24 protein-coding genes are annotated in these 23866 nt (G+C 59.1%); 13 read left to right on the top strand and 11 right to left on the bottom strand.

Features of this window, described 5'->3' with window-relative positions:
* Positions 1-7: 7 nt before the first annotated feature.
* The gene (ptrR, locus tag KGB28_RS13920; RefSeq protein ID WP_223445903.1) at positions 8-901 is read right to left on the bottom strand and encodes a putrescine utilization regulator PtrR; all 894 of its coding nucleotides are present in this window, start codon (positions 899-901) and stop codon (positions 8-10) included.
* A 104-nt stretch (positions 902-1005) separates the two neighbouring features.
* On the opposite strand from ptrR, the gene KGB28_RS13915 reads away from it, so the two are divergent.
* Entirely contained in the window at positions 1006-2187 is a 1182-nt protein-coding gene (locus KGB28_RS13915; protein ID WP_223445902.1) for an MFS transporter, read from the top strand.
* Here the strand turns inward: KGB28_RS13915 and KGB28_RS13910 are convergent.
* Both KGB28_RS13910 and KGB28_RS13905 read right to left on the bottom strand, forming a co-directional pair.
* Positions 2132-3064 carry a DMT family transporter gene (locus tag KGB28_RS13910; protein ID WP_223445900.1) on the bottom strand — a complete coding sequence of 311 codons (933 nt, stop codon included), beginning with the start codon at positions 3062-3064 and terminating at the stop codon, positions 2132-2134. The genes KGB28_RS13915 and KGB28_RS13910 overlap by 56 nt on opposite strands.
* A gap of 196 nt (positions 3065-3260) precedes the next feature.
* Positions 3261-4097 carry a S1 RNA-binding domain-containing protein gene (locus KGB28_RS13905; RefSeq protein ID WP_056721413.1) on the bottom strand — a complete coding sequence of 279 codons (837 nt, stop codon included), beginning with the start codon at positions 4095-4097 and terminating at the stop codon, positions 3261-3263.
* Positions 4098-4447: 350 nt separating this feature from the next.
* Here KGB28_RS13905 and KGB28_RS13900 point away from each other — a divergent pair, with 350 nt between their 5' ends.
* The 3 genes from KGB28_RS13900 (at position 4448) to KGB28_RS13890 (ending at position 6512) form a co-directional block, all read left to right on the top strand.
* Complete coding sequence (locus KGB28_RS13900; RefSeq protein WP_015096330.1) at positions 4448-4636, top strand: hypothetical protein; 189 nt, start codon at positions 4448-4450, stop codon at positions 4634-4636.
* Between the two features lie 206 nt (positions 4637-4842).
* Positions 4843-5565 (top strand): TorF family putative porin, encoded by a 723-nt coding sequence (locus tag KGB28_RS13895; RefSeq protein ID WP_223445898.1) that lies wholly within the window; start codon positions 4843-4845, stop codon positions 5563-5565.
* A 77-nt stretch (positions 5566-5642) separates the two neighbouring features.
* Positions 5643-6512: a DUF6279 family lipoprotein gene (locus tag KGB28_RS13890; protein ID WP_223445897.1), complete on the top strand. Its 870-nt coding sequence runs from the start codon at positions 5643-5645 to the stop codon at positions 6510-6512.
* A gap of 136 nt (positions 6513-6648) precedes the next feature.
* On the opposite strand, the gene KGB28_RS13885 is transcribed toward KGB28_RS13890, so the two are convergent.
* Positions 6649-7041: a transcriptional regulator gene (locus KGB28_RS13885; protein ID WP_223445895.1), complete on the bottom strand. Its 393-nt coding sequence runs from the start codon at positions 7039-7041 to the stop codon at positions 6649-6651.
* A 194-nt stretch (positions 7042-7235) separates the two neighbouring features.
* Here KGB28_RS13885 and KGB28_RS13880 point away from each other — a divergent pair, with 194 nt between their 5' ends.
* Together KGB28_RS13880 and KGB28_RS13875 are read left to right on the top strand one after the other, a co-directional pair.
* Positions 7236-7970, top strand: coding sequence for a DUF899 domain-containing protein (locus KGB28_RS13880; RefSeq protein ID WP_223445893.1), 735 nt, complete (start codon positions 7236-7238; stop codon positions 7968-7970).
* A gap of 176 nt (positions 7971-8146) precedes the next feature.
* Positions 8147-8425 carry a hypothetical protein gene (locus KGB28_RS13875; protein WP_223445891.1) on the top strand — a complete coding sequence of 93 codons (279 nt, stop codon included), beginning with the start codon at positions 8147-8149 and terminating at the stop codon, positions 8423-8425.
* Between the two features lie 62 nt (positions 8426-8487).
* Here KGB28_RS13875 and KGB28_RS13870 read toward each other — a convergent pair whose 3' ends face one another.
* On the bottom strand, positions 8488-9828 hold the full coding sequence (locus tag KGB28_RS13870; protein WP_223445889.1) for a DEAD/DEAH box helicase: 1341 nt from the start codon (positions 9826-9828) through the stop codon (positions 8488-8490).
* Between the two features lie 191 nt (positions 9829-10019).
* Here KGB28_RS13870 and KGB28_RS13865 point away from each other — a divergent pair, with 191 nt between their 5' ends.
* Positions 10020-11318, top strand: a complete 1299-nt coding sequence (locus KGB28_RS13865; protein WP_223445887.1) for a mechanosensitive ion channel family protein — start codon at positions 10020-10022, stop codon at positions 11316-11318.
* 146 nt (positions 11319-11464) lie between these two features.
* On the opposite strand, the gene KGB28_RS13860 is transcribed toward KGB28_RS13865, so the two are convergent.
* Entirely contained in the window at positions 11465-12109 is a 645-nt protein-coding gene (locus KGB28_RS13860; protein WP_008018228.1) for a hydrolase, read from the bottom strand.
* 158 nt (positions 12110-12267) lie between these two features.
* On the opposite strand from KGB28_RS13860, the gene KGB28_RS13855 reads away from it, so the two are divergent.
* Positions 12268-13155, top strand: a complete 888-nt coding sequence (locus tag KGB28_RS13855) for a LysR family transcriptional regulator (RefSeq protein ID WP_223445885.1) — start codon at positions 12268-12270, stop codon at positions 13153-13155.
* Between the two features lie 193 nt (positions 13156-13348).
* On the opposite strand, the gene KGB28_RS13850 is transcribed toward KGB28_RS13855, so the two are convergent.
* From KGB28_RS13850 to KGB28_RS13835, 4 genes are all read right to left on the bottom strand, one after another.
* On the bottom strand, positions 13349-14827 hold the full coding sequence (locus tag KGB28_RS13850) for a S41 family peptidase (protein WP_223445884.1): 1479 nt from the start codon (positions 14825-14827) through the stop codon (positions 13349-13351).
* Positions 14828-15024: 197 nt separating this feature from the next.
* The gene (locus tag KGB28_RS13845) at positions 15025-15891 is read right to left on the bottom strand and encodes a carboxylate/amino acid/amine transporter (protein WP_223445882.1); all 867 of its coding nucleotides are present in this window, start codon (positions 15889-15891) and stop codon (positions 15025-15027) included.
* A 353-nt stretch (positions 15892-16244) separates the two neighbouring features.
* Positions 16245-16844, bottom strand: coding sequence for an FMN-dependent NADH-azoreductase (locus tag KGB28_RS13840; RefSeq protein WP_223445880.1), 600 nt, complete (start codon positions 16842-16844; stop codon positions 16245-16247).
* 230 nt (positions 16845-17074) lie between these two features.
* Positions 17075-17389, bottom strand: coding sequence for a 3-phosphoglycerate kinase (locus KGB28_RS13835; protein WP_150724377.1), 315 nt, complete (start codon positions 17387-17389; stop codon positions 17075-17077).
* A gap of 49 nt (positions 17390-17438) precedes the next feature.
* On the opposite strand from KGB28_RS13835, the gene KGB28_RS13830 reads away from it, so the two are divergent.
* The 5 genes from KGB28_RS13830 to aqpZ all read left to right on the top strand — a co-directional run bounded on the left by KGB28_RS13830 (position 17439) and on the right by aqpZ (position 22686).
* Positions 17439-18362, top strand: coding sequence for a LysR family transcriptional regulator (locus KGB28_RS13830; protein WP_008018223.1), 924 nt, complete (start codon positions 17439-17441; stop codon positions 18360-18362).
* Between the two features lie 14 nt (positions 18363-18376).
* Positions 18377-19180, top strand: a complete 804-nt coding sequence (locus tag KGB28_RS13825; RefSeq protein ID WP_223445879.1) for an alpha/beta fold hydrolase — start codon at positions 18377-18379, stop codon at positions 19178-19180.
* A gap of 3 nt (positions 19181-19183) precedes the next feature.
* Positions 19184-19747, top strand: a complete 564-nt coding sequence (locus KGB28_RS13820; protein WP_223445877.1) for a peptidylprolyl isomerase — start codon at positions 19184-19186, stop codon at positions 19745-19747.
* A gap of 94 nt (positions 19748-19841) precedes the next feature.
* On the top strand, positions 19842-21674 hold the full coding sequence (locus KGB28_RS13815) for an ABC transporter ATP-binding protein (RefSeq protein ID WP_223445875.1): 1833 nt from the start codon (positions 19842-19844) through the stop codon (positions 21672-21674).
* 313 nt (positions 21675-21987) lie between these two features.
* The gene (aqpZ, locus tag KGB28_RS13810; RefSeq protein ID WP_046043691.1) at positions 21988-22686 is read left to right on the top strand and encodes an aquaporin Z; all 699 of its coding nucleotides are present in this window, start codon (positions 21988-21990) and stop codon (positions 22684-22686) included.
* Between the two features lie 11 nt (positions 22687-22697).
* Here aqpZ and KGB28_RS13805 read toward each other — a convergent pair whose 3' ends face one another.
* The gene (locus KGB28_RS13805; RefSeq protein ID WP_223445873.1) at positions 22698-23822 is read right to left on the bottom strand and encodes a GNAT family N-acetyltransferase; all 1125 of its coding nucleotides are present in this window, start codon (positions 23820-23822) and stop codon (positions 22698-22700) included.
* Between the last annotated feature and the right edge of the window lie 44 nt (positions 23823-23866).

The raw sequence follows: 23866 nt of genomic DNA, 5'->3' as shown, positions 1-23866 counted from the left end.
CCTGTGTTCAGGCAATTTCCCGTGCCCGCACCCGTGCCGGTGGAAAAACCACCTGTTGCTGCTCGATCCAGGCATTCAGGTTGGCCCCGACCATGCCCTTGCGCCACATCAGCCAGGTGGTAGCACTGGCGAACGGCTCGGCCAACGGATGCACGGCCACACTCTCACGACCCGGCAGACTGGCGAGCATCGACTCCGACATCAGCGCCACACCTGAACCGGCAATCACACATGCCAGCATCCCCGGATAGGACTCGATCTCCATCGCCCGGCCCATGGCCGCGTGGTCATGGGCGAACCAGGCTTCCAGTCGCATGCGGTAGGAGCAGCCCTGGCGAAAGGTGAACACCGAGCGACCTTGCACATCCAGCGCGCTGCGCACGGGTGGATGGTCGGCCTCGCTGATCAGCACCAGGCGCTCGTCGCACAAGGGCACCCCGTCGAGCCCGGCCAGTTCCAGGGGGCCATCCACCAGCGCCGCATCGAGTCGGCCGGTGAGCAGGCCTTCGAGCAGTTCACCACTGGGGCCGGATTGCACTTGCAGGTTCACCGCCGGATACAACCGGTGGTAGTGCGCCAAAAGCCCCGGAAGGTGAATCGCCGCCGTGCTGTACATGGTGCCGAGCACGAAGTCGCCCGCCGGTTGCCCGCCCTGCACTGCCGCGCTGGCTTCGTCGCGCAAAGCAAACAGCCTGGCGGTGTAGTCCAGCAGGACTTTTCCCGCAGGCGACAACTGCAAGCGCTGACGTTCGCGCAGGAACAGTTCGACGCCCAGTTGCTCTTCCAGCTGTTTGAGCCGGGTCGACAGGTTCGAGGGCACTCGATGCAGCCGTTCGGCGGCCCGGGTTATGGACCCCTCCTCCGCCACCGCCTGGAAGATGCGCAATTGGCTGAACTCCACGACATTCTCCAAAAAAGAACAAGTTACTCACTATTATTCATTTTTAAAGAAAGTCAATCAGTCCTAGCCTGACGGTCATTGATCCTCCAGACGGAATCCAGACCATGTCTCCCCTGATCCGCTTATCTGCCAGTTTCGTTGCCCTGATGATGGCCATGGGCATCGGCCGGTTTGCCCTGACACCGCAATTGCCGCACCTGCTCAGCGAAGGTCAGATCGACCTGACCGCCGCCGGGCTGATTGCCGCCGCCAACTACCTCGGGTATTTCATCGGCGCGGTGGACGCCATGTTTTCCCGGCGTCCACCGCAAGTACGCCGGCGCTTGCTCGGCGGATTGTGGCTCTGCGTGCTGCTGACCCTGGCTTCGTTCTGGGCCAATGGTTTCTGGTCGCACCTGCTGCTGCGTTTCGGCACCGGCGTGGCCAGCGCCTGGGTGCTGGTGATGATTACCGCCCTGAGCCAGCCACTCGCGGCAGAGGCCGGTCGTCCTCGGCTCGGCGCGCTGGTCTTCGCCGGGCCGGGTTTGGGGATTTTTCTGACCGGTTTGTTGGCCCTGGGCTCGAATCTGCTGGGCCAGACTTCCGCCACCTTGTGGCTGGTGTACGCCGCCGCAGGGCTGGCGATGCTGCTGGGGATCCTGCCGTTCCTGCCACAACCGGGTGTCACCGCGACGGCTGCACCCAGCGCCAGCGCCTCGGGCAATCAAGGCATCGCTCGCCTGGGCTGGATCTATGCCTTGTACGGATTGGGCTACATCATTCCGGCGACCTTTTTATCGCAAATGGCCAACGCGCAATTCCATGGCCAATGGCAGGCCGACCTGTTCTGGCCGTGCTTTGGCCTGGCGGCGGCAACCGGCGTGGTGCTGGTGAGTCTGCGGCGGCAAAAACCCGGCGCCACGGGTCACTGGCTGATGGCGACGTTATGGCTGCAAGCCGCTGGCGTGTTCGCTTGCCTGCTGGGCAACGGTCCTGGCCTGGCGTTGGGTGTGATCCTGTGCGGCACGCCGTTCCTGGCCTGCATGCAACTGGTGATGCAACGCTCCCGGGAACTGGCGCCCCACGCCACCCAGCGTAATGCCGGCCTGCTGACAGCCTGCTTTGCCGTGGGCCAGCTCAGCGGGCCATTGCTGGCGGCGCTGAGCAGTCATTTCAGTGGCGGTTTGCAGCCGGCACTGGTGGTCGCCGGCTGCGGCTTGCTGATCGCCGGCGGCCTGTTGCTTGCACCGGTCAGTGCTGCCCGAGGGCTTTGCGCAAACGACGGCGCAACCACTGCTCGGCGCTGACAAAGGTGATGCCCGCCAATACCAGCACGGCACCGATGATGAAGTTCAGGCTCAGTTCCTCGCCGAGCAGCACCACACCGAAGGTGACGCCGAACAACGGCGTCATGAACGAAAACACCGCGAGGTTCGCTGCCAGGTAACGGCGCAGCAACCAGAACCAGATCAGGTAACTGAAGAACGACACGACCACGCCCTGAAACAGCACACTGGCCACCGCCACATGGGTCAGGCTGACATGGGTGATCTGGCCGCTGAGCAGCGCAATCAACAACAAGCCGAAGAAACCGACAATCAACTGATAGAACAGCGTCAGGGTCACCGGCGCTTCCGACAGGCGCGAGGCGCGCACCACCACCGTGGTCGCGCCCCACGCGGCACCCGCCAGCACGCCCAAGGCATCGCCCATCAACATGCGGTAATCAAGGTTGTCCCAGGACACCCCGCCGGCAAACGCAATGGCAATCCCGATAAAGGCCAGGACAATCCCCAGCCATTGCAACGGCCGCAATCGCTCACTGGGCAGCAACCAGTGCACCCCCAATGCGGTGAAGATCGGCGCGGTATAGAGGAACACCGACATGTGCGCCGCCGTGGTCAGTTGCAGGCCTTCGGAAATGAAGAAGAATTCCAGGCCGAACAGGGCACCGGCCAGCAGACCGCCGCGCCAGGTCGCACCCACCTGGTTCCAGCCGCCCTTCCAGCAGATCAGCAACCCGACCAGCAACGCCGACATACCGGAACGTCCGGCCGCCTGCATCACCGGCGCGATATCGGCCGCCGCCCACTTGATCATCACCTGCTGAACGCCCCAGACCAGGCACAACCCGACCATCACTTGCAGGGCAAACCCGTCGGCGCTGCGCCGGGTGGCGCTCACCGGAACACCTCGAAGACACAATCCATGGCAAAGACTCGGCAGTAAAAAAGCAAAACCCCGGCCTTCTCGTTGAAAAGAAAACACCGGGGCGAAAAATCATGTTGTCGATTATTAACCAGAAAACCAGAAAATGCCGCCCGCCAGAGACCTCTACTTCTCTGCTTGCGCCATCCTGGCCCTCTGTATTGTCAGTGCATCAACTGAGTTCGATGCGATCGGCATGAATGACAATCTGGCCATTCTTGTACAACGCACCGATGGCCTTCTTGAAGTTGCCCTTGCTGACACCGAACAGGCTGCTGATCAACGCCGGATCGCTCTTGTCGCTCACCGCCAGGCTACCGTTGTTTTCGCGCAACTTGGCGAGGATCTTCGAGTTCAGACTGGTGGCCGCTTCCTGGCCGACCGGTTGCAGGCTCAGGCTGATCTTGCCGTCGGCGCGAACTTCCTTGATGAAGCCCTTTTCTTCTTTACCGGCGCGCATGAACTTGAAGATTTCGTTCTTGTGGATCAGGCCCCAATGCTTGTTGTTGATGATGGCCTTGAAGCCCATGTCCGTGGCTTCGGCCACCAGCAAGTCAACTTCCTGGCCCGCGGTATAGTTGGCCGGGGTCTTGTCCAGGTAGCGGTCCAGGCGCGCGGTGGCGGTGATGCGACGGGTGTGCTTGTCCAGGTAGACGTGCACCACCACATACTCGCCCGCCGTCATCTGGCGCTTCTCTTCGGAGAACGGCAGCAACAGGTCTTTCGGCAACCCCCAGTCCAGGAATACGCCGATGCTGTTGACTTCAACAACTTTCAAACTGGCGAACTCACCGACTTGAACTTTCGGCTTTTCAGTAGTTGCGATGAGTTTGTCATCGCTGTCCAGATAAATAAAAACGTTGAGCCAGTCTTCATCTTCGGTAGGAATATCTTTTGGAATATAACGATTAGGCAGAAGGATTTCGCCATCCGCGCCACCGTCCAGATATAAACCGAAGTTAGTGTGTTTAACCACTTGCAAACTGTTGTAACGCCCGACTAAAGCCATGTCCAATACCCTCATTGCGTGGGCGGCATTCTACCCGGTTTTAAGCGCCGCGTTCGGCAGCCGGCCCGATGGCGCGAGAAAATCCTCTGAAACCCTTAATTTTCCCGGGTTTTCTTCGCACCCCGTCCGCTCGTCAGGCCGTTCCGGGCATTTACGCCATGCCCAGGCAAGCGTGATACGGTATTTTCCCAGGCAATGTTATTAGTTAAAACAGCGGCTTAGGTGCATATTTCGAATATTCGCCGGTGGCTAACTACCCCGCCTTTACGAATATGCCGAGGGGATATTTGCCAAGCAATTATCAGGTAATTCCTGTACGATGCCTGGCCAAGTTAATTTTCTACAGGTTAATGGCCGCCATGCGCGTAAAAGCATCCACCAGCAAAGCAAAGCCAGCTCCAGCCGTCGAAACCAGCGAGTCGATCAACAGCCAGATCGCTGCGTTCCTCAAGTCCGGCGGTGAAATCCAGCAAATTGCCAAAGGCGTCAGCGGCCAGACGTTCGGCCCGTCCAAGCAGATCACTCTGGGCAAAAAGTAATCCCCTCGCGTCACCTGGTCCCAAAGCGCTTTGAGCTTCGAAGCGCTTGGACTGGAACCCTCGTTACTCCTCTGGCACTCCCTCAATTCCCGTAGAAATCGACGAACGGCCTTCATTGCCGATCATTCGCCGGTATCCTTGCACACGTCTGGATCAAGCGTTTCAGCGGGCCCGCCAGCCTGTCCTCGCTGTTCATGGAGTGACGCATGTTCAAACCTTTCTATCTATCGGCATTGCTCGCCAGCCTGCTGGCCTGCTCCGTAGCCCACGCACAAATCTTTCAGCGTGAGCTGGGTGCCTTCGACCTCAAGCTCGGCACCACCCCCACCCGCAGCATGGCCCAAGGCCTGGTCAAACCCTCGGCCGTCGGCTCGTTCCACGGTGGCCTGGACCTGAGCCACGACAGCGGTTTCTACGTGGGCCAATGGTCGCCCAGCATGGGCATCAGCCCGGGGAAAGACCTCGAGATCGATTCCTACATGGGTTTTAAACAACCCTTCGACCAGACCCTCGGCTACGAAGTGGGCCTGATCCGCTACAGCTACCCCGAAGTCACCACCCCTGACAGCCAGGAACTGTTCGGCGGTCTGACCTTGCTCGGCAGCCGTTTCGGCATTGCCTTCAGCAATGACCCGGACAAACAGAACAACACCCTGTTCGCTGACTTGAGCGGCAATCAACCGTTCGGTGTCGGTGTCAGCCTGAAATACACCACTCACCAATTCAATACGCCAGTGGCGGTGGATGGCGGGTATGTAGGCAGTTTTACCGATTGGTCGCTGAAATTGTCCCGCCCGTTCATGGGCATCGACCTCGACCTGATCTACAGTGACTCCAGCCTGAGCGGCAGTGGTTGCTCGGCCTATGCCGGGCACAACAACCAATGCGACGGGCTGGTGACGCTCAAGGCCGAACACGCGTTCTATTGATCGGCTGAACTGCCGGGTTCCTCCCGGGTTCACATGAGAATCAGACCCCGAAGGCTGGCTTTCGCAAGGATTCGCCCATGTCCCGCTGGTTCAAACATATCGCCTTTGTGTTGACCGTTACCCTCGCCCTCGGTGCGTGCAGCCGCGTGGGCCTGGCCTACCGCAATCTCGATGTGATCATCCCGTGGACGCTCAGCGACTACCTGGACATGAACGGCGAGCAGAAAAGCTGGCTGGACGAACGCCTGAAGGACCACCTGAGCTGGCACTGCACCACCCAATTGCCCGGCTACCTCGACTGGCTGGACCGCCTGCAAACCATGATCGCCACCAACCAGGTCACCGATGCCGCCTTGCAGGCCCGCGCCCACGAAGCCGAACAGGCGATCGCCGAGACCGCGCGGGAAATCACCCCGTCGGCCATCGAGTTGCTGCAAGGGCTGGATGACAAGCAAGTCGCCGAAATGAACGACGCTTTTGCCAAGGACCAGCGCAAACGCCAGGAGGAATACCTCAAACCTTCCCTCGACCAGCAGATCAAGGAACGCGGCGCGCGCATGGAGAAGCGCCTGAACGACTGGCTCGGGCCGCTGAGCACCACCCAGCGACAGCGGGTAGCCACATGGTCTAGCGCCCTGGGCGAGCAGAACACCCAGTGGCTTGCCAACCGGGTCCATTGGCAGAAGCAATTCAGCGCGGCCGTTGCCCAACGACAGAGCCCCCAATTCCCACAACGTATCGAGACACTTCTGGTCAATCGCGAGAGCTTGTGGACGCCCGCCTATCGTCAGGCCTTTGCCAACACTGAGGCCCAGGCACGTGCGCTGTTCGTGGATCTGATGGCTGACAGCACACCGAACCAACGCGCACGATTACTGAAGAAAATTGAAGGTGTGAGGAAGGACTTCAGCGACTTGAAGTGCCTGAAAGCGGCGAAACAAAGCTGACTGCAACACAAGTCACATGTGGGAGCGGGCTTGCTCGCGAAGACGCCGGCACATCCAACATGGATGTGACTGACAGACCGCTTTCGTCGGAACGCCGCCCGGACCAAGCCCGCTCCCACAAGGGTACAACGGCATTTCAGGCAATCTGCGCCCTCGACGCGACCTCATCGAATGTCATCTCATCCAGCGCATCCTCCTGCTCGTCCAGTACCTGCCGCGGATGATCATTGCCGGGAATACTGCTGTCGATCAGGCTCAACAAGCGCGAACCCCGCGCCGTCAAAATGTAGTTGGTGCCCGTGCCACCTTCGTCCTCCGGTCGCGGCTCGATATAGCCACGCGCCAGCAGTAACTTTTCGTACTCTCCAGCCACCGTTTTCAAGTGATCAAGATTTTCAATCGGCTCGCCTTCCGCGGCCTTCTGCGCGGCATGCTGTTCGGCGTAAGGCCGCGGCGTGAAACTGTGGCCCGCACTGTTTTGCACTTCATGCAGCAAGCGCTCAATCAAATCCCAGTTGTAAGTCGTCATCCTGATTCAACCTCCGGTGCCCGTTCGATTGATGCCCGTGCAATTGAACGGGCCTTACAGGTTGTGACCGGTACACCCGGCCGCCGTTCAGCCGGGCATTTGCTGACGACCGACCGGCGGCATGTCGAAATCCATGCAAGCCAAACGACTAGGCTATGTAAGTCACCTCCCCGCCCCACGCAGGAGAAAACAACATGAATATTCAGAACCATCCCGTCGTATCGCGGGAAGAATGGCTCGCCGCCCGCAAACAGCACCTGGCCCGCGAGAAAGCCTTCACCAAGGAAAGGGACAAACTCAGCGCCGAACGCCGCGACCTGCCCTGGGTGAAAATCGACAAGGACTACCACTTCCAGGGGCCCAACGGCGAACTGAAACTGGCGGACCTGTTCGGGGGGCGCAGCCAGTTGGTCATCTACCACTTCATGTTCGCCGAGGGCTGGGATGAGGGCTGCCCCGGTTGCTCGTACCTGAGCGATCACATCGACGGCGCCAACCAACACCTTGCCCACCATGACGTGGCCGTGGTGGCGGTTTCCCACGCACCGTTCGCCGAATTCCAGGCCTTCAAACGGCGCATGGGCTGGAAGTTCGACTGGGTATCGTCCGAAGGCTGCGATTTCAACTACGACTTTGGCGTCACCGCCCGAGCCGAAGACGTCGCCGCCGGAAAGGCTACATACAACTACGAAAAAACCGACGGCGCCGAGGAAGAACTCCCCGGTCTCAGCGTGTTTTATCGCAACGAAGCTGGCGACATCTTCCACACCTACTCCACCTACGCCCGGGGCCTGGACTTGCTGGTCGGCGCCTACAACTACCTCGACCTGACGCCCAAGGGCCGCAACGAGGAGGAGATCATGGAATGGGTGCGGCATCACGACAAATATGGGGAACAGGAGAAGTCGAGCTGCTGTCATGGTGGTTAGCCCCAGGCACCGAGGCGCGGCCTTCGCGGGCAAGCCACGCTCCCACAGTTTCGGTGGTGTTCACAAAACCTGTGGGCTTGCCCGCGACGGAGTTCTGACAATTACAGACTGAACTTTCCTCTGCGGCCAGCGCTCAACCGGTTAACCCGCCTTGACCGAAGCTGAGGCCCGCCCCCATGAAACCACTGCTGAAGAAGCTCACTCTCGCCGCTGCCCTCGCCTGTGCCCTGCCCGCCTGGGCCTGCACCCTCGATGAAGCCACTGCCAAGCGCGAACAACTGGCCCGGGAAGTGGCCAGGCTCACCGAGCAGAACCCGGCCAAGGCCAAGGAGATCAATGACGAATTGCAGAAAATGGACTTGGGGACGGCGGCCAAGGACTTGCCGGATAAATGCCAGTTGATCGATCAGCGCTTGAAGGAATTGGAGTCCGCCGAGAAGAAAGCCGAAGGCTGATAAACGCCAGGCATAAAAAACCCGGACACTGTCCGGGTTTTTCACAGGCCCTCTACAACGACTTACTCAGCCGCCGGCGCTTCCGGCTTGCGGCGCTTGAGCGGGGCCATGCCGTCCTTGCTGACCAGCGAATCGCTCTTCGGCCGGTTGGCGCTCTTGCGCTTGGTCGGGGTCTTGGCGGCGGTTTTCTTCTTGTCGCCCTTGGCGTCGGTCTTTTTCTTCTTCACGCCGACGGCCTTGCCCGAGGCCTTGACCTTTTTCGGTCCGCCGTAGGTGCCTTTGACTTCCTTGATGGTGCGGCGCTCGAAGCTCTGCTTGAGGTAGCGCTCGATGCTCGACATCAGGTTCCAGTCGCCGTGGCAGATCAGCGAGATGGCCAGGCCATCGTTACCGGCGCGACCGGTACGACCGATGCGGTGCACGTACTCGTCGCCACTGCGCGGCATGTCGAAGTTGATTACCAGATCCAGGCCGTCCACGTCCAGACCGCGAGCGGCGACGTCAGTGGCCACGAGGATTTTCACGCCGCCCTGCTTCAGACGGTCGATCGCCAGTTTGCGATCCTTCTGGTCTTTCTCGCCGTGCAGCACGAACGCTTTGTATTCCTGCGCCACCAGGCGGCCGTAGATACGGTCGGCCATGGCCCGGGTATTGGTGAAGACGATAGCCTTCTGGTAAGTTTCGTTGGCCAGCAGCCAGTTGACGATCTGTTCTTTGTGCTGGTTGTGGTCAGCGGTAATGATTTGCTGGCGGGTGGTGTCGTTCAGCTGGCTGACCGCGTTGAGCTGCAAGTGCTCAGGGTTGTTCAAGACCTTGGCGATCATCTCGCGCAGGCCCGAACCGCCGGTGGTGGCGGAGAACAGCATGGTCTGCTGACGGTTGGTGCACTCGTCCACCAGGCGCTGAACGTCTTCGGCGAAGCCCATGTCGAGCATGCGGTCGGCTTCGTCGAGTACCAGTACTTCAACTTCTTTCAAGTCGAGGTTACCGGCGTTCAGTTGCTCGATCATCCGGCCCGGCGTACCGATCAGGATGTCCGGCACCTTGCGCAGCATCGCAGCCTGGACCTTGAAGTCTTCACCGCCGGTGATCAGACCGGACTTGATGAACGTGAACTGCGCGAAGCGCTCGACTTCCTTGATGGTCTGCTGAGCCAGTTCGCGGGTCGGCAGCAGGATCAGGGTCTTGATGCTGACGCGGATTTTCGCCGGGCCGATCAGACGGTTGAGGATCGGCAAAACGAATGCAGCGGTTTTGCCGCTACCGGTTTGCGCCGTCACCCGCAGGTCACGCCCCTGGAGCGCCAGCGGGATGGCCGCGGCTTGCACAGGCGTTGGCTCGACAAATTTCAGCTCGGCCACGGCTTTGAGCAGGCGTTCGTGCAGGGCGAATTGGGAAAACACGGGTGCTACCTCGAAGAAATGCAAAAAAACAGCTGCATAGGGTAACGGTTTCGAGCGCTCAGGCCGAGTTTCTTTATACAAATGGCGGTAAACAGTTGGTTTTTTGTTGCCTGATTTTTCCCGAAACGTAATACAAAGCGTCTTAAATGCTCTAATCCCCTCTCGCGCCTTACAGAAGAATCGTTTTGACCATGGATATCAAACAGCTCTGGACCAACGTCCTGGACCTTTGGGGTGCCCTCGACCAGCACCCGCTCGTGCACTCCAGCCTGTCGCTGTTGTTGCTGCTGGCAATTGCGCTGTTCCTCGGACGGGTGGCGCGTTACCTCATTCTGCACGCGGCCAAAATGCTCGGCCGCCAGCCGGCCCTGCACTGGGTCAATGATTTTCTGCAGAACAAGGTGTTTCATCGCCTGGCGCAGATCACACCTTCGCTGGTGCTCCAGTTCGGTCTCAATCTGGTGCCGGACCTGAGCAAAACCAGCCTGAATTTCCTCGGCAACGTCGCCCTGTCCTTCACCTTCCTGTTTCTGCTGCTGGCGGTCAGCGCCCTGCTCAACGCCCTGCTGGACATCTACGCCCGCACCGAGCACGCCCGCACCCGCTCGATCAAGGGCTATGTGCAACTGGCGAAAATGGTGTTGTACGTATTTGGCGCGATCGTCATCGTCGCCACGCTGATCGACCGCTCGCCGCTGTTACTGCTGTCGGGCCTGGGTGCCATGTCGGCGGTGATTCTGTTGGTCTACAAGGACACGCTGCTGTCGTTCGTCGCCAGCGTGCAGTTGACCAGCAACGACATGCTGCGGGTCGGCGACTGGATCGAAATGCCACAGGTGGGCGCCGACGGCGATGTGGTGGACATCACGCTGCACACGGTCAAGGTGCAGAACTTCGACAAGACCATCGTCTCGATCCCGACCTGGCGCCTGATGTCCGAGTCGTTCAAGAACTGGCGCGGCATGCAGGCCTCCGGTGGCCGCCGGATCAAACGCAGCCTGTTCATCGACGCCAGCGGCGTACGCTTCCTGCGTGACGACGAAGAGCAGAAGCTGTCCCAGGTGCACTTGCTGACCGACTACATGACCCGCAAACAGGCCGAACTCAAGGCCTGGAACGAAGCCCAGGGCAACGTCGCGGCCATGTCGGCCAACCGCCGGCGGATGACCAACATCGGCACTTTCCGCGCCTATGCGCTGGCCTACCTGAAGAGTCACCCGGGGATCCAGCCGAACATGACCTGCATGGTGCGCCAGATGCAGACCACGGCCCAAGGCATTCCGCTGGAAATCTACTGCTTTACTGGCACCACGGCGTGGGCCGATTACGAGCGGATCCAGGGGGATATTTTCGACTACCTGCTGGCGGTGCTGCCGGAGTTTGGGTTGAGTCTTTATCAGCAGCCGAGCGGATCGGATTTGCGTGCGGGGATATTGCCGGCGGTACTGGGCGCGAGCCATATTCCCGAAGCTGAAAAGCGCAGGATGTAACACCTAAATAACCTGTGGGAGCGAGCTTGCTCCGGGCGGCGCTCCGACGATGAGGGCGTGTCAGTCAACATATGTGTCGTCTGACAGTCCGCAATCGCGAGCAAGCTCGCTCCCACAAGGGTTACATCGTTTTCAGAATTTGCGGGTTACTTGACCTGCCGCTGCGGTGCCTTGTGCACCATGGTGTAGGCGTAATCCACGCCCATGCCGTACGCGCCGCTGTGCTCCAGCACCAGTTCCATCACCGCCTCGTAAGTGTCCTTGTGCGCCCAGTCACGCTGGTATTCGAGTAACACTTGTTGCCAGGTCACCGGTACCGCGCCGGCCTGAATCATCCGTTGCACCGACATGTCGTGGGCTTCCTTGCTGGTGCCGCCGGAAGCGTCGGTGACGATGTACACCTCGTAACCTTCAGCCAGGGCCTCCAGTGCCGGGAAAGTCAGGCAGACCTCGGTCCACAGCGCAGCAATGATCAGCTTCTTGCGACCGGTGGCTTTCACCGCGTCGACCAATGCCTTGTCTTCCCAGGAGTTCATCGAAGTGCGCTCGATCGGTTTTTGATCCGGGTGCACGGCCAGCAATTCGGGCCAGATGTAACCGCTGAAGCTTTCAGTTTCGACCGAGGTGTAGATGGTCGGCACGTTGAAGATCTTCGCCGCCTTGGCCAGGCCCACGGTGTTGTTCTTCAGAGTCTGGCGGTCAATGGACTGCACGCCGAAAGCCATTTGCGGCTGGTGGTCGATCAGGATCAGGGCGGAGTTGGTTGGGTTGAGCAGTTCACGAATAGACATGGCGCGTTCCTTTTGATGTCGATACTTCGAATGGGTAAGGGGTTAGTCGACCTTGCCTTCAGCGGCGTTGTTGTCGGCTTGGATGTCACTTTAGGGGCTGGCGATAAAAGGGACAATTACCTAAAATCGAGAATAATTGATTCTAAAATAGGGACAATATGGATCGCATCGAATGCATGCGCGCCTTCGTCGTCACGGTCGGCGAGAACGGCTTCGCCGCAGCCGCCCGGGCCATGGACGTGCCGCGCTCGAAAGTCAGCAAACAGATTCAGGCGCTGGAAGAAGCCATCGGCGTGCAATTGCTGCAACGCACCACCCGCAGCCTGCACCTGACCGAGGCCGGAGCCGAGTATTTCGATGCAGCACGGGAGGTGTTGGCGGCACTGGACGAGGCCGAGCAACGCGCCCGTGACGGCATCGGCGAGTTACGCGGTGTGTTGCGGGTCAATGCGCCGATGTCGTTCGGTCTTCGGCGGCTGGGGCCATTGATTCCGCTGTTTCATGAGCAGAATCCGAACATCGAGCTGCAACTGGTGCTCAGCGACCAGCAGGTCGACCCTGTGCGGGGCGGCTTTGACGTGACCATCCGTATCGCCAGCATGCCTGACTCGACGATGATCGCCCGGCAACTGGCACCCGCGCCGCGCATCATGGTGGCATCCCCGGCTTATCTCCAGCGCGCGGGCGCTCCGCAGACTCCGCAAGATCTGCGCGCCCATCAATGCCTGAACTACGGGTATCTGCAGAGCGGTGTCAGCCTGCAACTGTGCAATGGCAAGGAAACCCAGCGGGTGAACGTCACCGGCCCACTGCACGCCAACAACGGCGACCTGCTGGCCCAGGCCGCCGAAGCCGGCATGGGCATCGCCCTGCTGCCCGACTTCATCGTCGAGGATGCGCTGGCGGCCGGGCGACTGGTGCCAGTGCTGTGCGAATGGCAGGCCCCGGCGATCACCATCAATGCGGTGTATTCGTCGGCGCGGCGGGTACCGCAGAAGACCCGGGCGTTTATCGAGTTTCTGGTGGGGCAACTGGCGCCGAAGTGATTTTCGAGATCACACAATCCCTTGTAGGAGCGAGCCTGCTCGCGAAAGCGGTGGGACAGGCAACATCATAGTCGACTGACACTCCGTCATCGCGAGCAGGCTCGCTCCCACAAGGTTTGCGTCTATTGCGGCGCTGCAAATTACTTGAGTTGCCGCTGCGGTACCTTGTGCACTGGGAATGGCGTTGATCCGATCACAAGTGATCAAGAACCCACTTTTGAACTGCCGCTGTATCATTTATATCGCCATTAAAAACAAATTGCGGATCATAACTTTTATTATTTCCTCGCGTTCGATCTCTCCAAACCTTTAACGGTAGCCAGAACTGGGCACCACTCGGCAATGTTTGAGAGCCCACGTCAATATAAAGTGTATCGCCGCTCGTTGATAATCCCAAATGGACAACCCCCGGAATTGCAAGAACGACGTCCGCAAAGTCTAGACAGGCACTCGTGCAAAATGAGTCAGTAACCAGCGCAAGCTTACCTTTAAAACCTTGAGCATTTAATCCTCTCGAACCCTCTTGATCGACCGAGGAAGTGTTCGGCTGTCGTAACCAGTCCGTCTTCTCGTGAAGCGCGAACTCCATCGAATTAGTCAAACCAAAAACAAATTTATAAGCCTCACTATCTTTTCCATAGTCGTTTCCCATGGCAGTTAGAGCTTTATTGAGCGTTGAGAGTGCAAAAGGAGAAACCCGCCACATAGCATACGCACGAGATGGCCTGTCCAAGCTTTTTGCCCATTGCGAACCTAACAGAGCAGAAAGTATTTCAGCCCCAACTAAACTGTTACCACCGCGATTGCCTCGTGTATCAAGTACAACCAGCTTGGCATCATTGATACTCTTGATGGCCTCGAGCATTTTATCGAGGGAAGCGTTATCGGCTGCTGACGGCATGAAATTTGATACATGTATCCAGTATCGCCCGTCTCCCAAATTCTGGAGCGTTTGAGGTGGTTGAGGTTGGCGCATGAAAGCCTCCAATTGGCCGGAGTCTTCTTGCCATAACAGAGTAAAGTTTTGTCTTACTCCATTTGGAAGCGCAACTAAACAACTTTTTGATAAGTCTCTCGCCAGTACGGGATAGTTGGCATCATCGACAGTTAACTGCTGAGCCAAATGCAACCAAGTGGATTGTAGATTAAGTCTACGATCAATATATGGAGATATTTCACTCTCTAGTTCTTCGCGGACCGATTTGTTACCACACGATATAACCTCGGAATCTATCGGCGGTAGCGGTATGGGCCAATTTTTAGCAACCTGCTTTACAACGAAACTCTGACCTCGCATATCCAAAATGAAACCTGCCCAGGATGATTTTCCTTTATCAGGTTGACTCAACCTTACGTGTCCATCCTTGAAGCCCGCGATGTAAAAATTAAGCACGGCTTGCGAGTCTTTCCTTGAGCTGACGCGTTTGGACAACTGACTCGCTTCCAAATAACCCCGCTCAACCCACTCTATAAAAGACTCATTATCACTATCTATAGCGCCTGGGTGAGAAGTAATTATCAGTTGTCGAATAACAGAAAGGTCATTGACAGTTAGATCTCTCCAATGCTTTGCATTCGCTTCATCAGCCAACACGAAAGGCGGTAAAACAACAAGCATAAAAAGTGTTAAGAATAAACGCCTTAAGAGAAACACATCAGCATTACAAGTCATTTAAAACACCAAAAAAAACCAGACAAATGATGGTCACATAGATGTCATCTGATCATTGCGCACCAATACGCCAACGCTCGCTGCTAGCCAATACCAGCCAAGCCGCCCCTCAGGCAAGGCATCTGCCTGCTAGCCCATCCGCCGTAGCTGTGATCTTTTGATTTTTAACATCAAAAGATCGCAGGCTGCGCCAGCTCCTACACAGATCTCGTGACGGGTCTGATGCCCAACCGACTGATCCACACCGCCAGCAAAATCACCGAACCGCCGAGCAACAACCGCCCCAGTTCTTCATGCTGGTTCCAGATCAGCAGGTTGATCAGCAACCCCACCGGTACATGCAGGTTGTTCATCACCGCCAGCGTCCCGCCATTGACCAGGCACGCGCCCTTGTTCCACCAGTAGAGGCCCAAAGCGGTCGAGACCAGGCCGAGGAACAACAGCACGCCCCATTGCAAAGGCGCTTCGGGCAGGAAGTTCTGCTTGCCGAACAACAGAAACGCCGGCAACGCCACGGCCAGTGCGCCTAGGTAGAAGTAGCCAAAGCGACGGTAATGCGGCAGATCGCTCGGGTGGCGCGCAACCAGGTGTTTATAGAGCACCTGCCCGGCGGCGTAGGTGAAGTTGGCCAGTTGCAGCAACAGGAAGCCCATGAAGAAGTCCGGGTTGATCCGGTCAAGGCGAATCACCGCCGCCCCCGCCACCGCCACCAGCGCCGCGACCAGGGCCCAGGAATTGAAGCGACGATTGAGCGCATCTTCGATCAGGGTCACGTGCAGCGGCGTGAGGATGGTGAACAGCAACACTTCCGGCACCGTCAGTACGCGAAAGCTCAGGTACAGGCAGACGTAGGTCACGCCGAACTGCAACGCGCCGATCAGCAGCATGCCGCGCATGAATGCCGGCTCAACCGAGCGCCAGCGGGTCAGCGGGATGAACACCAGCCCTGCCAGCAGTACCCGTACCAGCACCGCGAAGTAACTGTCGACATGACCGGCCAGGTATTCGCCGATCAAACTGAAGGAAAACGCCTGGATCAGCGTGACAAAAAGTAGATAGCCCATGCTCGCCTCATTTCGAATGGCGGCGACGATAGCGGTTTTTGCTTTGAATCGCGATCCCCGAAAGCTGTCGGAAAACACGCTAAAACCTGTGGGAGCGGGCTTGCTCGCGAAGAGGGAGTGTCAGTCGACATAAATGTGGGATGACATACCGCTTTCGCGAGCAAGCCCGCTCCCACAGGGTTCTTGGGTGATGGCTGATTCACAGGCAAAAAAAAGCCCGATCTCGCTAAAGCGTTCAATCGGGCCAGGGCACTCAGGAGCAACCAGTGCGAAGGGAGGTTCGATGCGCGTACAGGCTTGAAGGGTTGCGCCAGGTCACTAGACCATCCAGCGATTATCTGGCGATTAACCGGTCAGGCCACTTGCGAGAGCTTGGCGTTTGCCTGGTTCAGGCCTTTCTCCTGGAAGTCACCGCCCAGGTTCATGCCTTCGGCGTGGATGAACGTCACGTCGTGGATGCCGATGAAGCCCATGACCTGACGCAGGTACGGTTCCTGGTGATCGGCGGTGCTGCCGGCATAGATGCCGCCGCGAGCCGTCAACACATAGGCACGCTTGCCGCTGAGCAGGCCTTGCGGGCCGGTCTCGGTGTACTTGAAGGTCACGCCGGCCCGCAGCACATGGTCGAGCCAGGCTTTCAGGGTGCTGGGGATCGCAAAGTTGTACATGGGCGCGGCCATGACCAGTACATCGGCGGCGAGCAATTCATCGGTCAACTGGTTGGAGCGTTCCAGGGACGCCTGCTCGATGTCGCTGCGCTGCTCGGCGGGTTTCATCCAGCCACCCAGCAAGTTGATGTCCAGGTGCGGCACCGGCTTGGCGGCCAGGTCCCGGACGGTGACCTGGTCATTCGGGTGAGCGGCTTTCCACTGGCTGATGAAGGTCTGGGTCAGCTGACGGGAAACCGAGTCTTGCTGACGGGCACTGCTTTCGATGATCAGAACGCGGGACATGGGATGTAGCCTCCATCTGAGAATGCTTCAGGTCGATGGAGCGAAGGTTAAACAGAGTCATATCGATGAAAAAGCGCAAATAACTGCTATAACCCATCAATAAATTCGTTTATAAGCAACCCATGCCCCTGTGGGAGCGGGCTTGCTCGCGAAGGCGGTGTGTCATTCAACGTTGATATCGACTGACACGGCCTCTTCGCGAGCAAGCCCGCTCCCACAGGGGTTGGATGTCATTTCGGGGTGCAGGTCAGCTCGATGCGCAATTTGATGATGTTGCGGCTGAATTTGGCCGTGGCGTTTTTGTGTTTGCCGGCCGGTACATCGAGCTTGCGAGTGCGGGGGGCTTCCGGGCCATTGATGAAAACGGCCTTGCAGCTCGCATCGACGTCGCCGTAGTTGGCCACCTGAATGGAGCCGATGTCGCTATCCGTGTCGTAGGTCTGGTAATCGATCTTCATGCCGTTGAGGTCTTTTTTCACATCGATCGGGTAAGCCATCGCCGTCAGCGGCAGAAGCGCCAGCAGCACACAACAGAATTTTTTCATTCAGCAGCCTCCAGTAAGGGCTGCCAGCTTAGGACAAGAGGAGCTCAACATGAAAGCGCCCCGCGTGACCCTTGATCAATGGCGAACGCTGCAGGCCGTGGTCGATCACGGTGGTTTCGCCCAGGCCGCCGAGGCGCTGCACCGCTCGCAATCGTCAGTCAGCTACACCGTGGCCCGCATGCAGGATCAACTCGGTGTGCCGTTGCTGCGCATCGACGGACGCAAAGCCGTGCTGACCGAAGCCGGCGGCGTGCTGTTGCGCCGCTCGCGGCAACTGGTGAAACAGGCCAGTCAACTCGAAGACCTGGCCCATCACATGGAGCAGGGCTGGGAAGCCGAAGTGCGCCTGGTGGTCGATGCCGCTTACCCAAGCGCCCGCCTCGTCCGCGCCTTGACCGCGTTCATGCCGCAAAGCCGTGGCTGCCGGGTGCGTCTGCGTGAGGAAGTGTTGTCGGGTGTGGAGGAAGTCCTGCTCGAAGGCGTGGCCGACCTGGCCATCACGGGTTTCAGTATTCCCGGTTACCTGGGCGCGGAGTTGAGCGACGTCGAATTCGTCGCGGTCGCCCACCCGGAGCATCCCCTGCACCGCCTCAACCGCGAACTGAGCTTCCAGGACCTGGAAAGCCAGATGCAAGTGGTGATCCGCGACTCGGGCCGCCAGCAGCCACGGGATGTCGGCTGGCTCGGTGCCGAGCAGCGCTGGACCGTCGGCAGCCTGGCCACCGCCGCGACCTTCGTCAGCAGCGGCCTGGGGTTTGCGTGGCTGCCCAGGCACATGATCGAACGGGAACTCAAGGAAGGTACGCTCAAGCTGCTACCGTTGGATCAGGGCGGCAGCCGTAACCCGAGCTTCTACCTGTATTCGAACAAGGACAAACCGCTGGGGCCGGCCACGCAGATTCTCATCGAACTGCTGCGTACGTTTGACACCGCACCACTGGACGCACCGTTCGCCGCCCCCGAACAAGCCTGACACGGAGTGTATGCATGGCCTATTTCGAACACGAAGGTTGCAACCTGCACTATGAGGAATATGGCCACGGCATACCGCTGCTGCTGGTCCATGGCCTGGGCTCCAGCACGCTGGACTGGGAAAAACAGATCCCGACACTTGCCACCCGCTACCGGGTGATCGTCCCGGATGTGCGCGGTCACGGCCGTTCCGACAAACCCCGGGAGCGCTACAGCATTGCCGGATTCAGCGCTGACCTGATTGCACTGATCGAGCACCTCAATCTCGGTCCGGCACACTATGTCGGCCTGTCCATGGGCGGCATGATCGGCTTCCAGTTGGGCGTGGATCAGCCGCAACTGCTCAAGAGCCTGTGCATCGTCAACAGCGCGCCCGAGGTCAAACTGCGCAGCCGCGATGACTACTGGCAGTGGTTCAAGCGCTGGAGCCTGATGCGCGCCCTTAGCCTGGGTACCATCGGCAAGGCGCTGGGCGGCAAGTTGTTCCCGAAACCCGAGCAGGCCGACTTGCGACAAAAGATGGCCGAGCGCTGGGCAAAAAACGACAAACATGCTTATCTCGCCAGCTTCAATGCCATTGTCGGCTGGGGAGTCCAGGAACGACTTTCGAAGGTCACCTGTCCAACCCTCATCGTCAGCGCCGACCGGGACTACACACCGGTGGCGCTGAAGGAAAACTACGTAAAACTGCTGCCTGACGCGCGGCTGGTGGTGATCGCCGATTCACGCCACGCCACGCCGCTGGACCAGCCGGAACACTTCAACCAAACACTGCTGGAGTTTCTGACCGCAGTCGACACCACCACTCAGGATCACTGACCCATGCTGAAAAAAATCGCCCTCGCCGCAGGCTCCGTCCTGTTTGCCGCCAACCTGATGGCCGCGACGCCGGAAAAGGCACCGCATGTGCTGCTGGACACCACCAACGGCCAGATCGAAATCGAACTGGACCCGGTCAAGGCTCCGATCAGTACCAAGAACTTCCTTGCGTACGTCGACAGTGGCTTCTACAACAACACGATTTTCCACCGGGTGATTCCGGGTTTCATGGCCCAGGGCGGTGGTTTCAGCTCCTCGATGCAGCAGAAACCAACCAAGGACCCGATCAAGAACGAAGCCAGCAACGGCCTGCATAACGTACGCGGCACGCTGTCGATGGCACGCACCTCCGATCCTGACTCGGCCACCAGCCAGTTCTTCATCAACGTCAAGGACAACGACTTCCTTGATCCGGGCCGCGATGCCGGTTACGCCGTGTTCGCCAAAGTGGTCAAGGGCATGGATGTGGTCGATATCATCGTCAATGCACCGACCACCACCAAAAACGGTATGCGCGACGTGCCGGCCGATCCGGTGTTCATCAAGTCGGCCAAGCGCATCGACTGAGACTAAGCTGGACAAGGATGTCCGAGCCGTTGCCGGTGCTTGCCGGCAACGCTCAAACCGTTAAAAGGAGAGCCCGCTCGCGGGCGAACAACCAATGCTTTATCGCCGCTTTGAAAAACTGATCGATGTTTTCCGTGAAGCACCGACGGCGTCTCCGCCGGACCGGGTTTTCCCTTTCTACACTTATTACCTCAAGCAGGTCTGGCCGAGCTTCGCCGCCCTGCTGATCGTCGGCCTGATTGGTGCTTTGATCGAGGTGGCGTTGTTCAGCTACCTGAGCCGCATCATCGACCTGGCCCAAGGCACGCCGAACGTCAGTCTGTTCCAGGATCATGCCCTCGAACTGACCTGGATGGTGGTGGTTGCGCTGGTGCTGCGCCCCATATTCGTAGGCCTGCATGATCTGCTGGTGCACCAGACCCTGAGCCCCAGCATGACCAGCATGATCCGCTGGCAGAACCACAGCTACGTGCTCAAGCAGAGCCTGAACTTCTTCCAGAACGACTTCGCCGGGCGCATCGCCCAACGCATCATGCAAACCGGCAACTCACTGCGCGATTCCGCCGTGCAGGCCGTGGATGCGTTGTGGCATGTGCTGATCTACGCCATCAGTTCGCTGGTGCTATTCGCCGAAGCGGATTGGCGCCTGATCATCCCGCTGCTGACCTGGATCTTCGCCTTCATCGGCGCCCTCTGTTACTTCGTGCCACGGGTCAAGGATCGCTCGGTGGTGGCGTCCGATGCGCGCTCAAAACTCATGGGGCGGATTGTCGACGGCTACACCAACATCACCACCCTGAAACTGTTCGCGCACACCAACTTCGAGCAGCAATACGCCCGCGAAGCCATCAAGGAACAGACCGAGAAGGCGCAACTGGCCGGCCGCGTGGTCACCAGCATGGACGTGGTCATCACCAGCATGAACGGCTTGCTGATCGTCTGCACCACCGGCCTGGCCCTGTGGTTGTGGACGCAGTCGTTGATCAGCGTGGGAGCGATTGCCCTGGCCACCGGCCTGGTGATCCGCATCGTCAACATGTCCGGCTGGATCATGTGGGTGGTGACCGGCATCTTCGAAAACATCGGCATGGTCCAGGACGGTCTGCAGACCATTTCGCAACCGGTCAGCGTCACCGACCGCGACCAGGCCAAACCCCTGGCAGTGGCCCGTGGCGAAGTGCGCTTCGAACAGGTGGATTTCCACTACGGCAAGCAGAGCGGGATCATCGGCGGCCTCAACCTGACCATCAAGGCTGGCGAGAAAATCGGCCTGATCGGCCCGTCCGGTGCCGGCAAGTCGACCCTGGTGAACCTGCTGTTGCGCCTGTACGACGTCGAAGGCGGACGCATCCTGATCGACGGCCAGAACATCGCCGACGTCAGCCAGGAAAGCCTGCGCGAACGCATCGGCATGATCACCCAGGACACCTCGCTGCTGCACCGCTCGATCCGCGACAACCTGCTGTATGGCAAACCCGACGCCACCGACGCGCAACTCTGGGAAGCGGTGCACAAGGCCCGGGCTGACGGATTCATTCCTTCGCTGTCGGACGCTGAAGGCCGCACCGGTTTCGATGCCCACGTCGGTGAGCGTGGGGTGAAACTCTCCGGCGGCCAGCGCCAGCGCATCGCCATCGCCCGGGTACTGCTCAAGGACGCGCCGATCCTGATCATGGACGAGGCCACCTCGGCACTGGATTCGGAAGTCGAAGCGGCGATCCAGGAAAGTCTCGAAACCCTGATGCAGGGCAAAACCGTGATCGCCATCGCTCACCGGCTCTCGACCATCGCCCGGATGGACCGGCTGGTGGTGCTGGAAGACGGCAAGATCGCCGAAACCGGAAGCCATGCCGAGCTGCTCGCCCATGGCGGTTTGTATGCACGGTTGTGGCAACACCAGACCGGTGGGTTTGTCGGGATTGATTGAGTTTGCGGCGGCCACAAAACCTGTGGGAGCGAGCTTGCTCCGGGCGGCGTTCCGACGATGGCGGAGTGTCAGTCGACAGTAATGTCGTCTGGTCCACCGCTATCGCGAGCAAGCTCGCTCCCACAGGGTCCCCAGTGAAGCTGATCGATCACAAAAAACCGCCAGACCCCGCCAACAACGGGGCCTGGCGGTTTTTTATGCCTGCTGGAATTCTGAAAAAACCGTGCTGTACTCACTTCAACGTTCTGGAGGTGGTTCTGCAGTCCATCGGCTGGATGCTAAAGGCAGCATAATCTCGAAAGGGCTCACTCTCATGTCTCTGTTAAAACGTTCGGCTACAGAGTTGGTAGGTACGTTCTGGCTGGTGTTGGGTGGTTGCGGCAGTGCGGTGTTGGCCGCGGCTTTTCCGGAGGTGGGGATCGGTCTGCTCGGGGTGTCCTTCGCGTTTGGCCTGACAGTGCTGACCATGGCTTTCGCCATCGGCCATATTTCCGGCTGTCATCTCAACCCCGCGGTATCCCTCGGCCTGGTGGTGGGTGGGCGGTTTCCAGCCAATGAATTGCCGGCCTACATCGTTGCCCAGGTCATTGGCGGCGTGATTGCAGCCGCCCTGCTGTACTTCATTGCCAGCGGCAAACCCGGTTTCGAACTGGCGGGAGGCCTGGCGTCCAACGGCTACGGCGAACACTCGCCTGGCGGCTATTCGATGGCGGCGGGGTTTGTCTGTGAACTGGTGATGACCGCGATGTTCATCCTGATCATCCTTGGCGCCACCGACAAACGAGCACCGGCAGGCCTGGCACCGATTGCCATCGGCCTGGGGTTGACGCTGATCCACCTTATCTCGATCCCGGTCACCAACACCTCGGTCAACCCGGCGCGCAGCACCGGCCCGGCGCTGATCGTCGGCGGCTGGGCGATTCAACAACTGTGGATGTTCTGGGTCGCACCGCTACTCGGTGCAGTAGTCGGCGGCGTGCTGTATCGCTGGCTGGGTAAAGAAGAAAGCTGAAACGCTGAAGATCAGCCTTGTCGATAAGGCAAGGCTGACTTCGCCTCCTCTGCATAAGCCAGCACCCCCAACCGCTCCTGCTCCAGGAAGTCTTTCACCGCCGCTTTCAATCCCGGATGCCGCAAGTAGTGCCAGGAATGGGTAATGACTGGTTCGAATCCGCGAATCAGTTTGTGCTCGCCCTGGGCTCCGGCATCAAAACGCTGGAAACCGTTGGCAATGGCATAGTCCATGCCTTGGTAGAAACAGGTCTCGAAATGCAGGCGATCGAACTCCGCCAGGCATCCCCAGTAACGGCCATAAAAGCTGTCGCCCCCCACCAGGCTGAACGCCATCGCCACCGGCCGTGAACCTTGTTTGGCCAGCACCACGCGAATCGACTCCGGCATGCGTTCGGCCAAAAGGCTGAAAAACTCCCGCGTCAGATACGGCGCTTGCCGGCGCACCGCGTAGGTATTGGCGTAGCAGGCATAGACGAAATCCCATTGCGCCTCGCTCAGTTCCCGCCCCTCCAGCCATTCGAAATCGAAGCCCTGCCCCGCCACCTGCTCGCGCTCCTTGCGCATCTGTTTGCGCTTGCGCGAACTGAGCACATCGAGGAAGTCCTGGAAATCCCGGTAGCCGCGATTCTGCCAGTGGTATTGACAGCCAACGCGCTGCAGCCAGCCGGGCTGCTCACTCAATGCCGCGTCAGTGAACGGATCGGTGAAGTTGATGTGCGCGCTGGAGAGCCCTTCAAGCTCAAGGTAGCCCGGCAGGCTTTTCAATAACTCGAAACCGTCTTCGACCGTGGCCGCCAACAGCCGTGGTCCGGTGACCGGACTGAACGGCACCGCGGTCAACAGCTTGGGGTAGTAGTCGATGCCGGCACGCTCACAGGCATCGGCCCAGGCGTGATCGAACACATACTCGCCGTAGGAATGCCACTTGCGATAACCGGGCAGCGCGGCGATCAAGCGCTCACCTTCAACATGCAACAAATGCTCAGGCTGCCAGCCGGTATGGGGTCCGACGCTGCCGCTGTCTTCCAGCGCGCTCAAAAAAGCGTGACGCAGAAAAGGCTGAGTCTCGGGCACCAGTGCGTCCCATATCTGCGGGGCGATTTCTGACAGTTTTTGCAGGCGTTGCAACGGCATCACCATCCTCACTCTTCATGGCGTGAAAGCCCCGCGAGTATCAC

Origin of the sequence: Pseudomonas sp. BF-R-19, from assembly GCF_019956445.1 — a bacterium.
In the GTDB taxonomy this organism is placed as follows: domain Bacteria; phylum Pseudomonadota; class Gammaproteobacteria; order Pseudomonadales; family Pseudomonadaceae; genus Aquipseudomonas; species Aquipseudomonas fluorescens_BH.
This window is presented reverse-complemented; position numbering and strand designations above follow the sequence as displayed.

Bases quoted from the DNA above. Each gene is read 5' to 3' on its own strand.
- aqpZ (WP_046043691.1), top strand. From the start codon at position 21,988: ATGTCTCTGTTAAAACGTTCGGCTACAGAGTTGGTAGGTACGTTCTGG.
- KGB28_RS13875 (WP_223445891.1), top strand. From the start codon at position 8,147: ATGAAACCACTGCTGAAGAAGCTCACTCTCGCCGCTGCCCTCGCCTGT.
- KGB28_RS13860 (WP_008018228.1), bottom strand. From the start codon at position 12,109: ATGTCTATTCGTGAACTGCTCAACCCAACCAACTCCGCCCTGATCCTG.
- KGB28_RS13840 (WP_223445880.1), bottom strand. From the start codon at position 16,844: ATGTCCCGCGTTCTGATCATCGAAAGCAGTGCCCGTCAGCAAGACTCG.
- KGB28_RS13825 (WP_223445879.1), top strand. From the start codon at position 18,377: ATGGCCTATTTCGAACACGAAGGTTGCAACCTGCACTATGAGGAATAT.
- KGB28_RS13855 (WP_223445885.1), top strand. From the start codon at position 12,268: ATGGATCGCATCGAATGCATGCGCGCCTTCGTCGTCACGGTCGGCGAG.
- KGB28_RS13865 (WP_223445887.1), top strand. From the start codon at position 10,020: ATGGATATCAAACAGCTCTGGACCAACGTCCTGGACCTTTGGGGTGCC.
- KGB28_RS13885 (WP_223445895.1), bottom strand. From the start codon at position 7,041: ATGACGACTTACAACTGGGATTTGATTGAGCGCTTGCTGCATGAAGTG.
- KGB28_RS13880 (WP_223445893.1), top strand. From the start codon at position 7,236: ATGAATATTCAGAACCATCCCGTCGTATCGCGGGAAGAATGGCTCGCC.
- KGB28_RS13890 (WP_223445897.1), top strand. From the start codon at position 5,643: ATGTCCCGCTGGTTCAAACATATCGCCTTTGTGTTGACCGTTACCCTC.
- KGB28_RS13835 (WP_150724377.1), bottom strand. From the start codon at position 17,389: ATGAAAAAATTCTGTTGTGTGCTGCTGGCGCTTCTGCCGCTGACGGCG.
- KGB28_RS13900 (WP_015096330.1), top strand. From the start codon at position 4,448: ATGGCCGCCATGCGCGTAAAAGCATCCACCAGCAAAGCAAAGCCAGCT.
- KGB28_RS13830 (WP_008018223.1), top strand. From the start codon at position 17,439: ATGAAAGCGCCCCGCGTGACCCTTGATCAATGGCGAACGCTGCAGGCC.
- KGB28_RS13850 (WP_223445884.1), bottom strand. From the start codon at position 14,827: ATGACTTGTAATGCTGATGTGTTTCTCTTAAGGCGTTTATTCTTAACA.
- KGB28_RS13815 (WP_223445875.1), top strand. From the start codon at position 19,842: ATGCTTTATCGCCGCTTTGAAAAACTGATCGATGTTTTCCGTGAAGCA.
- KGB28_RS13820 (WP_223445877.1), top strand. From the start codon at position 19,184: ATGCTGAAAAAAATCGCCCTCGCCGCAGGCTCCGTCCTGTTTGCCGCC.
- KGB28_RS13905 (WP_056721413.1), bottom strand. From the start codon at position 4,097: ATGGCTTTAGTCGGGCGTTACAACAGTTTGCAAGTGGTTAAACACACT.
- KGB28_RS13845 (WP_223445882.1), bottom strand. From the start codon at position 15,891: ATGGGCTATCTACTTTTTGTCACGCTGATCCAGGCGTTTTCCTTCAGT.
- KGB28_RS13805 (WP_223445873.1), bottom strand. From the start codon at position 23,822: ATGCCGTTGCAACGCCTGCAAAAACTGTCAGAAATCGCCCCGCAGATA.
- KGB28_RS13895 (WP_223445898.1), top strand. From the start codon at position 4,843: ATGTTCAAACCTTTCTATCTATCGGCATTGCTCGCCAGCCTGCTGGCC.
- KGB28_RS13915 (WP_223445902.1), top strand. From the start codon at position 1,006: ATGTCTCCCCTGATCCGCTTATCTGCCAGTTTCGTTGCCCTGATGATG.